Source organism: Brachybacterium sp. SGAir0954, assembly GCF_005490785.1.
GTDB classification, from domain to species: Bacteria; Actinomycetota; Actinomycetes; order Actinomycetales; family Dermabacteraceae; genus Brachybacterium; species Brachybacterium rhamnosum.
On sequence record NZ_CP027295.1, the window covers coordinates 875004 to 891409 of the forward strand.

The following is a 16406-nucleotide window of genomic DNA, read 5'->3' on the forward strand; positions in this document are numbered from 1 at the left end:
GACTCGGCGGCGCCACGGGCGGGTTGCCCGCCGTGACGGGCGTGACCTGTCATATTCAGGCCCATGAGCGGCGAGAGAGACGATGCAGGGTGGCTGGGGCGGTTCGCCTCGGCGAGCGGAGGCGTCGCGGCGAAGCAGTGCTTCTTCACCGGGTTCGTCCTGGCGATGAGCCTGCTGCTCGCCGTGTCCGCATCCTCGTTGGTCTTCTCGGGGCCGTATCTCGCGGCTGCGGCGGCGCTCGTGCTGATGACCGTCCTCACGGGCGTCGTGCGCTGGGCGAGCATCCCGCACGGGTGGATCGCGGTCGTGCCCCTGTTCGACATCGCGGCGGCGGGCCTCATGCGCGATGTGTTCCGCGCCGATGCCGCTGCGGTGGCGCTGTTCGCGTTCCTGCCGGCGCTGTGGCTCGCCTACGCCTTCGGCCAGCGCGGGAACCTGATGGCCACTGCCGCGGTCACCCTCGCGATCTCCCTGCCGACGGTGGTGCGCGCCTTCCCGGACATCGACTCCGTGGTGATCACCCGATCCCTGCTGGTGCCCATGGTGGTGGCGCAGATGGGATTCATGGTGGCCCTGGCACGCTCGCGGACCCTCGCGGAGCGCGCGCGCACGCGAGCGCTGCTGGGTGAGAAGGAAGAGCTGCTCTCAGCGGCGGTGACGCAGGAGCGTCTGATGGAGAACATCATCGACACGATCGACATGGGCATTCTCGTGCTGGACCGGAACGGTCGGGTGGCGATGATCAACCGTGCTCACCAGGAGCTGTCACGCTACGCCTCGCCGCCCGGGCAGGAGACCCCCCGTGAAGCGGATTTGCTGATGCGGTTTCCGAACACGGCGATCCCGGTGCCCGAGGATCAGCGCCCCATCGCACGGGCAGCGGACTGCGAGACGTTCAGCAACTACGTCGTCGGATTCGGACCCACCCGGGGGCGGGGGCGCAAGGTGTCGACCTCAGCTCGGCAGATCATCGACGTCGACGGCCAGCGGGACGGCGCGGTCATCGTGTTCGCCGACGTGACCCCGTACTTCGATACCGCGCGGCGACAGCAGCGATTCGTCGCGGCCGTCTCCCACGAGCTGCGGACGCCGCTCACGTCGATCCTCGGCTACCTCGACCTCGTCATGGATGGCGGCCGGGTGCCCGCGGAGGATCTCGCCCATCTGGAGGTGGTCTCCCGCAATGCGGAGCAGCTGCTGACCATCGTCGAGGACCTCCTGGCGACGCAGTCCGTCCAGGACAGCGGCATCGAGATCTCCCGGACGTCCGTCGACCTCTCCCAGCTGACGCGGCGGGCGGTGGAGTCGATGCGCCATGAGGCTCAGGCCAAGCAGCTGAACGTCGCCGAGTCCATCGACGACACACCGGAGGTCTCCGTCGACCCGTCACGGATGACCCAGGCGATCACCAATCTGCTCTCCAACGCGGTGAAGTACACCCCGGAGCGGGGAGGGATCACGGTCAGCGTCCGCGAGCACCACGGCGCGGTCGAGATCCGTGTGTCCGACACGGGCATCGGCATGAGCCCTGAGGAGCAGACGAACCTCTTCACGCAGTACTACCGCACGCCCACTGCCCGACAGCACCACATACCGGGTCACGGCCTCGGCCTGTCGATCACGAAGCTGATCGTCCTCGCCCACGAGGGGCAGATCAGCGTGCGATCCACGGAAGGCGCCGGCTCGACCTTCACCATCCGCATCCCGCAGCTCCGTCGCAGCTCAGTCTCCTGACGGACGGGGGACGAGCGTGGTGTCGCGTCGTCCTCCCGCCTCCGCCCGTGCCCCCGCGGAGTCGATCGGAGTCGGGGACGTCATGACCCGCACCACCTACGCTGGTGGCATGACGACCTCCCGCATCACGGCCGACGTCGCCGCCCTCCGCGCCTCCGCCGACCAGGGCCTCGCCCGTCCCGTCGCCGCTCGCGTCACCGAGCTCGAGGCGCTGCGCCGCGGCATCCGCACCCGCCGCCGCGACCTGCAGCGGGCCCTCGCTGCGGACCTCGGCAAGTCGGCGACGGAATCGTCGGTCACGGAGATCGGCCCCGTGCTCGCGGAGATCCAGACCGCCGTGAAGAACCTGCGCTCCTGGACCCGCCCCGAGCGCTTCTCCCCGGGGACCCTGCTCGCCCCCTCCCGCGGCAGCATCGTGCGCGAGCCGCTCGGGACGGCGCTGATCATCGCGCCCTGGAACTACCCCGTGAACCTCACCCTGTCCCCGCTGGTCGCGGCGATCGCGGGCGGCAACACGGTGCTGCTGAAGCCCTCCGAGCTGGCCCCCGCCACCTCCCGCGTCATCCGCAGCCTCATCGAGGAGCACCTCGACCCGGCGTGGGTGCGCGTGGTCGAGGGCGCGGTCGAGGAGACCACCCACCTGCTCGCCGAGCGCTTCGACATCATCTTCTACACGGGCAACGCGAGCGTGGGCCGGATCGTCGCGCGCGCCGCCGCCGAGCACCTCACCCCGACCGTGCTCGAGCTCGGCGGGAAGTCCCCGGTGTTCGTCGACGAGGGCACCGACCTCGCGACCGCGGCCCGCCGGATCGTGTGGGGCAAGTTCACCAACGCCGGCCAGACCTGCGTCGCCCCCGACTACCTCATGGCGACCCCCGCGACCCTCGAGGCGCTGGTCCCCGAGCTGCGGGAGGCGGTGCGGGAGATGTACGGCCGCAACCCCATGCGCAGCGCGGACTACGGGCGCATCGTCTCCGAGCGGCACTTCGACCGCCTGCGCTCCCTCGTCGACGACGACCTCGCTGTCGTGGGCGGCACCGCCGGCGCGGACCGCCGCCAGCGCTACCTCGCCCCCACGATCCTCGCGGGTGCGAGCTGGGATCACCCGGTGATGGCGGAGGAGATCTTCGGCCCGATCCTGCCGCTGCTGCCCGTCGAGGGCCCCGCCGAGGCGATCGCCCGCATCAACGCCGGCGAGAAGCCGCTGACAGCGTACGTGTTCAGCCCCTCCCACGAGGTCGAGGAGCGCTTCGCCGAGCAGACCTCCTCCGGCTCCCTCGCCCTGGGCCTCACCCTCGCGCACCTCGGCACCACGGCGATGCCCTTCGGCGGGGTGGGGGAGTCCGGCCACGGCGCGTACCACGGGAGGGCCGGCTTCGAGGCGTTCACGCACGCCAAGCCGATCGTCCGCAAGCCGCTGCGCCCGGACACCCTGCGCACGATCTACCCGCCCTACCGGGCACCCCGCCGCCGGATCCTGGGTCGCCTCTTCCGCTGACGCCCCGCCCGGCACCGCTCCTCACACGGGCGGCCCCGCCCCTGCCGATGCAGGGACGGGGCCGTCGTGCCGGGCCCGTTCCGGGGCCGGTGCTCAGCCGCCGTAGGGCGCCGGGCCCGAGGGCGCCGACGAGCCGGGGCCCTGGCCGTACGGGTCCTCACCGTGCTGCGGGCCCTGGGCGTACGGGTCCGACGGGCGCGCCTGGCCGTAGGGGTCGCCGCCCTGGCCGTACGGGTCCGCGGTCTCGCCGGGACGGGAGATCCGGGTGGCGCCGTACATCGAGTCGTCCTCCGGGGCCGCCGGGGCCGACGACTGGCCGTACCCGCCGGCCGGGGCCGCACCGTAGCCGCCGGTGGGAGCCTGGCCGTTCGACGGGCCGCCGAAGGGACCGCCCGTCGGACCACCGGCAGGACCGCCCGTCGGACCACCCTGCCCGGTCGGGGGCGCCGTCGGCCCCGCAGGACCGGACGGGCCCTCCGGCGCGATCGAGCCCACCCGGCGGGCGAGCAGCGGCGCCGCCTGCTGCATCTGCCGCATCGAGGGACGCGCGGAGTAGTCGCCGCCCACGAAGCGGCCCCACTGGTCCCCGCTGCCCGCGGGACGGACGGCATCCGCCTGGGCCAGCATGCCGAGCGCCTCCGACGGCGTCGGGTAGGGACCGGAGAAGGTCGAGCCCGCGGGCAGCGGACCCTCGAACAGGCGCTTCCCGGGCCGGATGAACATGCGGCCGGGCGCGGAGCGGTCACGCAGGGCGTGCGCGCGCCAGGTGTTCACCGGGTGCGTGGACTGCCACTGGGTCAGGTGCACCCAGAAGCCCTTCTCGCTCGCGGCGCGATCCGCGAGCTCGTGCACGTTGACCTCGGCGTTGAGGTACTTGCCGCCGGCGAGCACGCCCATCACGCCCCACGAGCCCTCGGGCGTGTGGAGGTAGCCGTAGTTGTCCGCGGTGTACTCCTGCGAGCGGGACAGCGCCATGCCCACGAAGGGGATCTGGTAGGCGAGCTGCGTGAACAGCAGGCGGAAGTAGGAGACGTGGCCGGCGGCCAGGTGGCCCACCTCGTGGCCGATGATGAAGCGCAGCGCCTCCGGGTCGCGCACCGTGCCGCCCACCTCGAACAGGTCCGAGTAGACGACGACCGTGCGGCGGAACCCGTGGCCGGAGGCGAAGGCGTTGATCGTGCCGTTGCCGGCGAGCACGTACGCATCCGGCACGCGCCGCAGGCCGAACTCCTCCGCGGCCTGAGCGACCATCCGGTACCCCTCGGGGAACTGGGTGGGGGACATGCGCACGCCGAACACGCGCATCTGGGCGTAGATCAGGGCGCGCTGGATCCACAGCAGCAGCGGCAGCGACAGCACGATCGCGGCGATCTGGACCACGAGCGGGTTGAAGCCGAGGGACTCCCAGTCGTCACCGCGGGCGGCGAGCCAGATCGTGATGATGCCGATGGAGATCAGCGCGAGGACGGTGAGCACCGAGATCACGGCCGCGATGACCACCATCGGGATCTCCCACGGGTGGCGCATGCCGCGCCGGCCCATGACCCCATGGGTCGTCGCGCCGTTGACGAGGTTCGGTGCGTCGGTGCGACCGCCCTGCGGGCCCGTCGGACCGCCCGGACCGAGGGGACCGCCGGGGCCCGCGGGCCCACCGGGACCGGACGGGCTGCCGGGGCCGCCGGGACCGTAGGGGCCGGAGGGCGCACCGGGGGAGCCGGCGGCGGGACCCTGCCCGTAGGGCGTGGGGACGGCGGGCCGATCCCACTGGGGGCCGGAGGACGGCGGGACGCTCATGACTGCTCCTTCGAACGTGGACGGCTCGACGGTACCGCCGCGAGGTGCATGCTCACAGAGCGCTGTGGACGGTCCCGACCTGCGGACGGACCTCGTCGACCTTCGACGCGATCGGGTCCGACGCACGGGGGACCCGGCGAGGGGCCTGCCGCGACCGACGCCGCCCGGCCTATGCTTCTGTGGTGATACCCGATCCCAGCGCACCGACCCCTCCGGTGCGCCGCAAGGCCCTGCTCGCCGTCCTCATCGCCCCGCTGTTCATGGCCCTCGTGGCGATGAGCGTCATCAACGTCGCGCTCACCGCGATCGGGACGAGCTTCGAGGCGGACAGCGGCGCACTGCAGTGGGTCATCTCCGGCTACGCCCTCGCCTTCGCGGTGCTGCTCGTGCCCGCGGGCCGCCTCGGCGACGCGACCGGCCGCCGCCGGATCTTCATCGCGGGCGTCGCGATCTTCACCGTGGGCTCCCTGCTCAGCGGGCTCGCGCCGAGCATCGAGGTGCTCAACGTGTCCCGCATCCTGCAGGGCATCGGCTCGGGACTGCTGAACCCGCAGACGGTCGCGCTGATCCAGAAGCACTTCCGCGGCCACGACCGCGCCCGCGCCTTCGCGCTGCTGGGCACCGCCGTCGCCGTCGCCACCGCGTTCGGCCCCGTGCTGGGCGGCGCGCTCATCCAGCTGCTGGGGAACGACACCGGCTGGCGCTGGATGTTCTTCATCAACCTGCCGATCGGCGTCGCCGGGATCATCGGCGCATTCCTCATCATCCCGGGCGACTCGGTGCGCTCGAAGCGGCTGCCGGACCTCGACCCCGTGGGCACCGCGCTGCTGACCCTCGCGATCCTCGGCGTCATGTTCCCGTTCCTCGAGCGCGGCGCGAGCGCCCTCGTGTGGCTGACCTTCCCCGTCGGGCTCGTGGTGCTGGGCCTGTGGTGGGCGTGGGAGCACCGCTACCGCTCCCAGGGCCGGCCGCCGATGGTGGACCCGGCGATCTTCTCGAGCCGCCCGTTCCGCAACGGCATCCTCATCGTCTCCATCTACTTCCTGGGCGCCACGAGCGTGTGGATCATCGTGCCGCTCTACCTGCAGATGCACCTGCACCACACGGCCTTCGAAGCGTCGCTGCTGGGCCTGCCCTCGTCGATCGCCGCCGCGATCAGCTCCCAGGTCGCCGGCCGACGCGTGCTCGCCATGGGCCGGCGGCTCGTGATCATCGGCTTCGCCGTCGCCTTCTGCGGCCTGCTCGGCACCGCGCTCGCCGTGGGCCCCGTCGAATGGGGCTGGCTGCCGTTCTGGTTCCTCGCCGTGCCGCTCACCCTCATGGGCGTCAGCCAGGGCATGACGATCTCGCCGAACCAGACACTCACCCTCAACGCCGTGGACCCCCGCTACGGCGGCGTCGCCGGCGGCATCCTGCAGCTGGGCCAGCGCGTGGGCGCCGCGATCGGCACCGCGATGATCCCCGGCATCCTCTTCTCCCTCACCGAGTCCGGGACCTCGTGGCTCGAGGCGTTCATCATGGTCGCCGTGATCATCATGGTGCTCACGCTCGCCGCGATGGGGGTCAGCATCATCGACCGCAACCGCGAGAAGTCCGCCCCCGGAGCGCTGTGAGGGCGCGGCGGCGGCCGGGGACGCAGGGGCCGACGGGGACCGGGGGGCATCGCCGGGTCATCTCGCTGGGCTGGGCTGGGCCGACGCCGACGGGGCTGATGGGGTCGACGCAGCTGGCGGAGCCGGCTGCGCCGATGCGTCCGACGGCCCCGTGGCGGGGCATGCGCGGAGCGGAGCCGCGGCCGACCGCGGGGACTCGGCTCCCACGCCCGCGCGCCGACGCCGCGCCGTGCGGGTCTGGGGCGGCGTCGCCCTGGTCCTCGCCCTGGTCATCGCGATCCCGCTCGTGCTGATGAACCCGCGCACCCCCGAGCGGGCCGCCCGCGAGTACCTCGACGCGCTCGTCGCCGGGGACGCCGGCGTGCTGAAGGAGCATCTCGCGGCGACGCCGGACGCGAGCCCCGTCGGCCTCGTCGACGCCGTGCTGCAGGGCGCGCAGCGTCGGGTGACCGGGTACGACCTCGAGGGCGTGAGCATCTCGGGGGACACCGCGACCGTCACCAGCACCGTGACCTGGTCCGACGGCGCGAAGCCGGGCACCCTCGCCCTCGCCGCGCATGCCGAGGGCGCCGGCCCGCTCCTGGCGCGGTCCTGGGTGCTGGACCCCGTCGCGCTGCAGTCCGTCTCCGTGGGCGTCCCGCTGGGGGCGGACCACCTGGAGATCGGCGGCGTGGAGGTGCCGCTGCCCGAGGACGCGGAGCAGGCGCGCTCGGACGCCGCCGCGGCGGTGCCCGACGGTGCCGCGCCGGAGGCGGTGGCGCTGCTGAGCGGCACCGGGGTCGTCGCCACGCTCCAGCTGCCGGCCGGCAGCTACGACCTCGCCGCCGCCAGCCGCAACGGCCTCGTCCGAGGAGTGCCGGAGACGCTCAGGGCGGACCTGCCCGGTGCGCGGACGCCGTCCCGCTCACCGGTGATGCTCACGATGGAGCTCACCGCGGACGGTGAGGAGGCGGCCACGCAGGAGGCGACCGACCTGATCACCCAGTGCGCACGGAGCACCACCGCGGCGCCGGAGGGATGCCCCTTCGCCGCGACGGGCTCGGACGCCTCCGAGCCGGGCACCTGGGAGATCCTCACCGCGCCTCCGGGACTCCTGACCACGTTCGACGGCGTGGACAGCTGGCTCGTGGGGGCGACGGATGCGGGGGAGGCGCGCTTCACCCCGGACGCGACCGGCTCGCCCGCGCAGACTGTGCGCTTCCTCCCGAGCGTGCGGATGGTGCTCACGCCGGGCGGCGAGCTCACAGCGTCGGTCGACGCCGAGGCGGCGATCTGCGTCGATGCTTAACCGGTGAGCTGACGGTATCCATGGAGGACGCCGAGGACCCGACGGTGCTCGTCTGCGGCTGAGCACCCGGCCGGGAGCCCGCGCGGGCGGGCGCGGAGAATGACACCGCTGTGATTCGCGGAAATGGTGCCGCGCCGCGCATTATCGGTAAAAGTTTGGCAAAGCGTGGATTCGGAATAGGTCACCAGGCCTGGCCCCCGGGGTGGGCGACCTGCACGCTTGACGGGAGCACGCCGCAGGCGTGCAGGTCATGAGCCCGCGCACCTGATCCCCCCGGCACCGCTCGACCTTTCCCCCGCTTCCCCGAGCCGCTTCCCCCGAGGAGTCCTCCATGGCCACCACCAACACCCACCGCGCCGACGGCGGCGCCGTCTACTTCCGCGGTGCCCGCGTGGCGCCCAAGGTCGCTGCTGCCACCGGCGGTGCCGTGATCGCCGCCGGCCTCTCCGTGGGCGGCGCCGGCATCGCGAGCGCCGACGACTCCGTGTGGGACAAGGTCGCCCAGTGCGAGTCCGGCGGCAACTGGTCCATCAACACCGGCAACGGCTACTACGGCGGCGTGCAGTTCTCGAAGTCGACCTGGAAGGCCTTCGGCGGCACCGCCTACGCGTCCACCGCGGACAAGGCCACCAAGGCGGAGCAGATCGCCGTCGCCAAGCGCACCCTCAAGACCCAGGGCCCCGGCGCCTGGCCCGTGTGCGGTAAGAAGGCCGGCCTCACCCGCTCCAACGGCGGCGCCGACGCCAACGCGCAGCCCTCGGGGTCGAGCTCGTCGAGCTCCGGCTCCGCGAGCTCCGGCTCCGCGAGCCGTGACAGCGTGCGCGAGAGCGTCTCCTCCGGCACGCTCGTCGTCGACGGCAAGTTCGGCCCGAAGACCACCCGTGAGCTCCAGAAGTGGGTCGGCGTGACGGCGGACGGCTCGCTCTCGACCTCGGACATCAAGGCCCTCCAGAAGAAGGTCGGCGCGAAGGCGGACGGCAAGATCGGCTCCGAGACCACCGGCAAGCTGCGCCAGAAGATGGGCCTGAAGAAGAACGGCGTGTGGGACTTCCGCTCGTCCTACGCGACCACCAAGGCGCTGCAGACCTACCTCAACAACCGCTGACCCGGAGCGGCCCCGCGCCGCAGGCCAGGACGCGCCGGTCCCCCTCGGGGGCCGGCGCGTCGTGCTGTCCGGGCCCGTCACCAGCGGGTTCATGGAGGAGCTCGCACGTCACACGACGACGCACCGCGCCACCTTCGGCACAGGCCGTCACATTCCTTCCCCCGGGCCCCGCGCGCCTCGTAGGTTCGCCGCCATGTCCGCCACCTCGACGCTGCCCGACCGTGCCCCGGCCGCTCCCGCACGCCGCCGCCCCGCCCTCAGCTACGAGCTGTTCCCGGCGCGCAGCGACGTGTCCTTCGAGCGCCTGCGCACCACGATCGCGGCCCTCGAGCAGACCGCCCCCGACTACGTCTCCGTGACCTCGAAGACCGGTCAGGGCAACCTCGACCGCGTGCTCGAGGTGACCGAGCACCTCCTCGACGCGACCACCCTGCGCCCCCTCGTCCACCTCACCTCGATCGGCTCCACCCGCGCCGAGCTCGCCGCGATCGTCGGTGCGCTCCTGGACCGCGGCGTGCGCGGCGTGCTCGCCCTGCGCGGCGACCAGCCCGAGGGGCATCGGCTGGACGACGACGAGGTCCCCTTCGCCCGCCCCCTCGTCGAGCTGATCCGCGCCGTCGAGCGGGAGCGCACGGCCGCCCTCGCCGGCGGCCGCCTCAGCGTGGGCGTCGCCGCCTACCCGCACCGCCACCCCGAGTCGCCCACCGCCCAGCACGATCTCGAGGTGCTCATGGCGAAGGAGCGCGCCGGCGCGGACTTCGCGATCACGCAGGTCTTCTTCGACCCCAGTGCCTACGAGACCTTCGTCGAGCGCGCCCGCACCGCGGGCATCGGCCTGCCGATCGTCCCCGGCTTCGTGCCCGCCACGAACCCGCGCCGGCTCGCCCGGCTCGCCGAGCTCTCCGGGGTGCAGGCGCCCCGCGAGCTGCTCCACTCCCTCGAGAACGCCCGGGACGACGCCGAGCGCCACCGCATCGGCGTGGCGCACACGGCGGGTCTCGCGGCGCGCGTGCTCGACGCCGGCGCCCCCGGCCTCCACCTGTTCACCTTCAACCGGCATGTCGAGGCCCTCGACGTGCTCGACGCCCTCGACCTGGACCGCTGGTCCGCACCCACCGCAGGAGATCTCCGATGACCCCCACCGCCCCCGCCCTCCCCGCAGCCCTGCCGATCGGCTACCCGCGCATCGGCCCCGACCGCGAGCTGAAGAAGGCCGAGGAGGCCTACTGGGCCGGCCGGATCGACGCGGACGGCTTCGCCGAGGCCACCCGCACCCTGCGTCGCGCGACCCGCGCCCGCCTCGCCGAGCTGGGCCTCGCCGGCGCCTCCGCCGCACCCGAGTCGTTCTCCCTCTACGACCAGGTCCTCGACGCCGCCGTCGCGACCGGCATCGTCCCCACCCGCCTCGCCGGCGTGCTCGGCGCGGACGGCACCGTCGGCACCGACGGCTACTTCGAGCTCGCCCGCGGCACCGCCGAGCAGGGCCCCCTCGAGATGACCAAGTGGTTCGATACGAACTACCACCACCTCGTTCCCGAGATCGGCCCGGACACCGACCTCCACGTCGCGTCCACGCAGGTCGTCGACCTGTTCCGCGAGAGCCTCGAGGACGGCGAGGGCACCCGTCCGGCGCTCGTGGGCCCGCTGACCCTCCTGCTCCTGTCCAAGCCGGCCGACGACGCCCCCGAGGGCTTCGACCCCCTGGACCGCCTCGACGAGCTCGTCGCCGTCTACGCCCAGCTGCTCTCCGCCCTCCGTGAGGCCGGCGCCCCCTGGGTCCAGATCGAGGAGCCGGTACTCGCCGCTGACCAGCGCCTCGACGCCGCCCAGCTCGCCGAGGCCCTGCAGCGCTCCGTCGGCCGTCTCGCCGCCTCCGAGGACCGCCCCGCGATCCTCCTGGCCACCCCCTACGGCGGCATCGGCGACCTGCTCGCCGCCGCCCTCGCCACGGGCGTGGAGGCCGTGCACCTCGACCTCACCCGCGGTGACCTGCCGAGCGTCGCCCAGCTCACCGGCGTGGGCACCACCCGGATCGTCGCGGGCCTCGTCGAGGGCCGCACCGTGTGGCGCACCGAGCTGCCCACCGCCGCCGCGCGCCTCGCCGAGCTGCGCTCCCGCATCACCGAGGCCGGCGGCGACGGCGAGAACGTCTCCGTCTCCTCCTCCGTGTCCCTCCAGCACGTGCCGCACACCCTCGACCGGGAGACCTCCCTCCCCGCCGAGCTCGTCGCGACCCTCGCCTTCGCCGACGAGAAGATCGCCGAGATCGTCGAGCTCGCCGCCGGCCAGGTCGCCCCGGGCTCCGTGGACGGCCCCCGCTCCGTGCCGCGCACCTTCGCAGGCGTCCGCGACGAGGCCGTGCGCGAGCGCGCCGCCGCCGTGACCGACGCGGACTCCACCCGCACCGACCACGAGGTGCGCGAGGAGGCACAGCGCCAGGCCCTCGGCCTCCCGGACCTGCCCACCACCACCATCGGCTCCTTCCCGCAGGTCACGGAGGTGCGCCGCGCCCGCGCCGCCCACCGCCGCGGCACGCTCGACGCCGCCGGCTACGAGCAGGCGATGAAGGACGAGATCGCCCGCGTCATCACGCTGCAGGAGGAGCTCGGCCTGGACGTCCTCGTCCACGGCGAGCCCGAGCGCAACGACATGGTGCAGTACTTCGCCGAGAACCTCGACGGCTTCGCGGTCACCGAGCACGGCTGGGTGCAGTCCTACGGCTCCCGCTGCACGCGCCCGTCGATCCTCTTCGGCGACGTGTCCCGGCCCGCGCCGATCACCGTCCCCTGGGCCACCTACGCCCAGTCGCTCACCCCGCACCCCGTCAAGGGCATGCTCACCGGCCCGGTGACGATCCTCGCCTGGTCCTTCGTGCGCGACGACCAGCCGCTCGGCGAGACCGCCGACCAGGTGGGCCTCGCCCTGCGCGACGAGGTCGCCGACCTCGAGGCCGCCGGGATCCGCATCATCCAGGTCGACGAGCCGGCGCTGCGCGAGCTGCTCCCGCTGCGCCGCGCGGACCACGCCGCCTACCTCGACTGGTCGGTGCGCTCGTTCCGCCTCGCCACCTCCGGCGTCGAGGACACCACGCAGATCCACACGCACCTGTGCTACTCCGAGTTCAACGTGGTCGTCGACGCGATCAACGCCCTGGACGCGGACGTCACCTCCATCGAGTCCGCCCGCTCCCGCGGCGAGATCCTCGAGGCCGTGGACCCGGACGCCTTCCCCCGCGGCATCGGCCCGGGCGTATGGGACATCCACTCCCCGCGCGTGCCCACCACCGAGGAGATCGTGGACCAGCTGCGCCGCGCCCGCGCCGTGGTCGGTGCCCGCCGGCTCTGGGTGAACCCCGACTGCGGCCTCAAGACCCGCGCCTACGCGGAGACCGAGGCCAGCCTGCGCAACCTCGTCGCCGCCGCCCGCGCGACCCGCGAGGACGCGGAGGTCCCCGCCGCCGTCTGACCGCCCGGGCCGGGGCCCGGCTCCGGTCCGCCCCGGCCGCCGTCGGCCCGGCCCACGGCCCCGGCCCTCGTCGGCCTACGGGACGTCATCGCGCAGGTCCCGCCGTTTCGGGGCCGATCTGCGCGGTGACGTCCCGTCCTCCTGCGGCACCCCGGCCCGGGTGCCCGGCGCGCGGATCCGTCAGTCCGGCGGCGGGGCATCGCCGGTGGTCGCCGTGTCGGAGCACGGTGCGCAGCATGACCTCGGTCTCCGCCCACTCGAGGAACACCTGCTTCCACGTGAGCCGAGTGACCACGTAGCCGCGCGAACGCAGCGCGAGGTCCCGGGCCCGGTCGCGCTCGTAGACGTCCTCGGAGTCGTGGAACTCGCGGCTGTCGCACTCGATGATCCAGGACTCTCCCACCAGCAGGTCCACCCGCCCCACGCCGGGCACCACAACCTGGCTCCGCACCGGGATCCGCTGCGCCTCGCACCACCAGCGCACCCGAGTCTCCGTGCCCGAGCCCGCGTCGTGACGGATCCGAGCCAGGGTGCGGCGCGGGGTGTGCGGGAGGCCGGCGACGATCCGGCGCGCGTCATGGAGGGTGAGGCGGCGTCGCTCGATCGCGGACTCGAACAGGATCGCCGCCTCCACCGAGGGCAGGCACCTCGCGGCGTGATCGAGGACCAGGGGCAGGCTCGGCACCGGATCGGTTCCCGGCCAGGCGCGGGCGGCGGGCCCGTGGAACAGCAGCGGCATCTGCTTCTCCTGGAGCTTCGGCACGGGCTGGCCCTGGCGCCGGCGAAGGGGTATCGCCGTCGCGGCCGGCGGCGCCGCGTCGGGCAGGCGGGTGCCCCGTCCCATCCGCGGGCGGAACACGTGCACCGACTCGAGCCGAGGGGGCACCCAGAGACCGTGCAGCGAGGCGGCGTCGAGACAGGTGGGGCGCACGCCCATTGTCAGCAGGGCGACGAGATCCGCCGGGGCGCCGTCCTCGATGACCCAGGGTCCGATCCTGTGCGCGGTGCCCCCGTCGAGGGCGGCGGCGAGGTGCTTCGCGTGGTCCCCCGGCTGGACGGCGCGGTGATGGGTGACGCCGGTGATCTGCATGGGGTGAGGGGATCACCGGGCGCCCTGGCGCGTCCGGGTGGGTGATGAAGATGTGGACGGCGACCGGCTGGGGAGGGACGACGCGTGGCCACCGGCGCCTCGGCATCTCGTGCCCCTCGGCTGACTCCGCCGCCATCAGTCACGAGCGCACGGGACGTCATCGCGCAGGTGCCCCCGATTCGGGCCACATCTGCGCGAAGACGTCCCGTGCCCGACCACGGCGACGTCGGGGTGGGGGCCTAGGGTGGGCGCAGACGCACAGGGGGAGGACCGCATGGCACGACGGACGAACGGCGGCTCGGCAGGCAACCGCGACACGGCCGGCAATGGCGGCGCGGCAGGCAACGGTGGCGCCACCGCCACCGCCACCGGCACCGGCAACCGCGAGGCGGCAGGCAACGGCGGCGCCACCGGCAACGGCGGCGCCGCCGCAGGCGACACGGCTGCCAAGGCCGTGGCGCCCGTCGACGCCTCGCTCTGGGAGTGGCTGCCGCAGGCGGCGCACGAGGTCGAGGAGGGGCTGCGGGGGCTGCTCTCCGAGGCGTCGATCAACGCCCATGACGTGACGGCGCGCGCCAAGCGCTACGAGTCCTTCGTCGAGAAGTGCCGCCAGAAGGGCTACACGGAGCCGCTGCGGCAGGTGACGGACACGGTCGCAGTGCGGCTGATCATGTACTCGGCGACGGATCGCGAGCGGGCGTCGGAGCTTGTCAGGGAGCAGTTCGAGCTCGCGGAGGATCTCGACACGAGCGAGCGTGACACGGCCTCGCCCGCGCGCCGCGGCTACGACTCGACGCACCTCGTGGCGGTCGCGGAGCGGGAGGACGCCGAGCATCCGGTCGCGCCGCGCGGGTCGAGCCTCGACCGCTACTTCCGCACCTTCGGCGGCCTCGAGATCCAGATCCGCACGGTCGCCGCGCACGCCTGGGCGGAGTTCGAGCACGCCCGCCGCTACAAGGGCGAGGGCTACAAGGCCGTCGGCGACCTGGACCGGCTCACGATCGACCAGCTCTTCGGGGCGGCGGCGGATGCCCGGCACGCGCTCGACGAGATCTTCGTGGCGATCGACCGGGTGCTCGCGAACCCCGCCGGCTCCGCCGCGGCCGATCATGCCGATGCCGCGGAGGACGGCGCGGAGGAGGAGACGACGGCGCCGGAGGTCGAGCTGCTCGACGTCGAGGCGCTCACCGCGTACCTCGCGCGCCGCTTCCCGGAGGACTCCGAGGGCTCGGAGCGGGGCGTCGCCTTCGCCCTCGAGCTCGTGCAGGCCTGCGGGCTGCGCACGGTGCGGGGCCTGGACGCGGAGCTCTCCGCGATCGACGGCGCGGAGGTGCGCCGGCTGATGGACACGTCGACGACCGTCACGCGCGTGCGCCGCCTGGACGACGAGCTGCTCGCGGTGCTCGGCGAGGAGTACATCGAGCGCACGGCGAGCATCGGCAACAGCTCACGGCGCGGTGACCAGCTGCGATGGCGGTACGACCGTCTGCGCGGCAAGGTCACGGTGCGCCGTCGGACGGTCACGTACCAGCTCTTCGGGGCCGATGTCCCCGCCGATCTCACGGGTCACGCGATCCCCGCGGTGCGGGCGGTGCGGGAGGTCGCCCGGATCGTCGCGACGGTCGAGGGCTCCGCGCAGGTGGTGCGCGACGGGGCGATCAGCCGCCTCGAGGACCTCCCGCTCGAGGCCCGCGCGCGCCCCGTGCGCCTGGCCGACGGCACCACGCTCTGGGTCGCGACGGCGCTGGGCCGACGGGCCGCGGAGCGCCTGCTCGAGGACCTCCTCGACGGTGCCGAGCGCACCGACGTGCGGGTGCTGCGCAACGGCGAGCCGCTGGCCACGGGCGGCTGAGCGGCGGCGGGACGCCCGACGGCGACGGGTCTCGCCCGCCGGCGGCCCGGATCGCCGTGAGGCGGACGTCGGACACGGCCCGTCGGCGCCGGCGCGCCGTGGCAGGCTCGTGCCATGAGCCTCCCCGCCGACAGCCACGTGCACAGCGAGTTCTCCTGGGACACCGGCGGGCCCGGCTCCGCCGCCGCCGGGACGATGGAGGCGAGCTGCGCCCGCGCGGTGCGGATCGGCCTGCCGGCGCTGTTCTTCACCGAGCACCTCGACCTCGAGGACGCCTGGTTCAGCGACGACGAGGACTTCGACGAGCACGAGAAGCACCTGCTCGGGGCCGACGGGATCGTCGCCGTCCCGCGCTTCGACGTGGACGGCTACCTCGAGAGCGTGGAGCGCTGCCGGGCGGCGTTCCCCGAGCTGCGGATCGGCACGGGCCTCGAGTTCGGCCAGCCGCACCTGCGCACCGCAGCGGCGCGGCAGCAGCTGGACCTGGGCCTGTTCGACCGGATCATCGGCTCCCTGCACACGCTCGAGCACGAGGGCCGGCGGGCGGAACCGAACACCCTGTTCCGCCGCCTGCCCCCGGAGGAGGTGCTGCGCCGCTACCTCGCGGAGGTGCCCGCGCTGGTCGCCGGGGACGAGCCCTTCGAGGTCGTCACCCACCTCGACTACGCGCTGCGCTATTGGCCGGAGGAGGAGCACGGCCCGGTGGACCCGCGCCGCGTCGAGGGGGAGATCCGGGCGGCGATGCGGGCGATCGCGGGCAGCGGCCGCGCGCTCGAGATGAACACGCGCCGCCTGTGGCCGTGGATGCCGCAGTGGTGGAGCGAGGAGGGCGGGCGCGCCGTGAGCTTCGGCAGCGACGCGCACGTGCCCGCGGCGCTGGCCCACGGCTTCCCGGAGGCGGCCGCGATGGTGGAGTCCTTCGGCTTCCGGCCGGGCCGGGACCCCCGGGAGCTGTGGCGCCGCTGAG

At 73.7% G+C, this 16406-nt stretch carries 11 protein-coding genes; 9 read left to right on the forward strand and 2 right to left on the reverse strand.

The features are described from left to right. The first annotated feature begins 63 nt into the window (after positions 1–63). On the forward strand, positions 64–1734 hold the full coding sequence (locus tag C1N80_RS03910; RefSeq protein WP_137769578.1) for a cell wall metabolism sensor histidine kinase WalK: 1671 nt from the start codon (positions 64–66) through the stop codon (positions 1732–1734). 109 nt (positions 1735–1843) lie between these two features. Next, positions 1844–3232: an aldehyde dehydrogenase family protein gene (locus tag C1N80_RS03915; protein ID WP_137769579.1), complete on the forward strand. Its 1389-nt coding sequence runs from the start codon at positions 1844–1846 to the stop codon at positions 3230–3232. 93 nt (positions 3233–3325) lie between these two features. On the opposite strand, the gene C1N80_RS03920 is transcribed toward C1N80_RS03915, so the two are convergent. Beyond that, positions 3326–5026 carry a M48 family metallopeptidase gene (locus tag C1N80_RS03920; RefSeq protein ID WP_240811224.1) on the reverse strand — a complete coding sequence of 567 codons (1701 nt, stop codon included), beginning with the start codon at positions 5024–5026 and terminating at the stop codon, positions 3326–3328. Positions 5027–5208: 182 nt separating this feature from the next. On the opposite strand from C1N80_RS03920, the gene C1N80_RS03925 reads away from it, so the two are divergent. From C1N80_RS03925 to metE, 5 genes are all read left to right on the forward strand, one after another. Then, positions 5209–6639, forward strand: a complete 1431-nt coding sequence (locus C1N80_RS03925) for an MFS transporter (RefSeq protein WP_137769580.1) — start codon at positions 5209–5211, stop codon at positions 6637–6639. A 151-nt stretch (positions 6640–6790) separates the two neighbouring features. Next, entirely contained in the window at positions 6791–7927 is a 1137-nt protein-coding gene (locus C1N80_RS03930) for a hypothetical protein (protein ID WP_137769581.1), read from the forward strand. Between the two features lie 331 nt (positions 7928–8258). Next, entirely contained in the window at positions 8259–9032 is a 774-nt protein-coding gene (locus tag C1N80_RS15930) for a transglycosylase family protein (protein WP_137769582.1), read from the forward strand. Positions 9033–9225: 193 nt separating this feature from the next. After that, positions 9226–10167, forward strand: a complete 942-nt coding sequence (locus tag C1N80_RS03940; RefSeq protein WP_137769583.1) for a methylenetetrahydrofolate reductase — start codon at positions 9226–9228, stop codon at positions 10165–10167. Continuing rightward, positions 10164–12497, forward strand: a complete 2334-nt coding sequence (gene metE / locus C1N80_RS03945; RefSeq protein ID WP_137769584.1) for a 5-methyltetrahydropteroyltriglutamate--homocysteine S-methyltransferase — start codon at positions 10164–10166, stop codon at positions 12495–12497. The genes C1N80_RS03940 and metE overlap by 4 nt, the downstream gene beginning before the upstream one ends. Positions 12498–12582: 85 nt before the next feature. Here metE and C1N80_RS03950 read toward each other — a convergent pair whose 3' ends face one another. Then, entirely contained in the window at positions 12583–13587 is a 1005-nt protein-coding gene (locus C1N80_RS03950) for an endonuclease domain-containing protein (RefSeq protein ID WP_137769585.1), read from the reverse strand. 274 nt (positions 13588–13861) lie between these two features. Here C1N80_RS03950 and C1N80_RS03955 point away from each other — a divergent pair, with 274 nt between their 5' ends. Together C1N80_RS03955 and C1N80_RS03960 are read left to right on the forward strand one after the other, a co-directional pair. Continuing rightward, positions 13862–15439 carry a GTP pyrophosphokinase family protein gene (locus C1N80_RS03955; protein WP_137769586.1) on the forward strand — a complete coding sequence of 526 codons (1578 nt, stop codon included), beginning with the start codon at positions 13862–13864 and terminating at the stop codon, positions 15437–15439. Positions 15440–15553: 114 nt separating this feature from the next. Continuing rightward, a complete protein-coding gene (locus C1N80_RS03960; protein ID WP_137769587.1) occupies positions 15554–16405 on the forward strand; it encodes a PHP domain-containing protein in 852 nt (283 codons plus the stop codon). Position 16406: the final 1 nt, after the last annotated feature.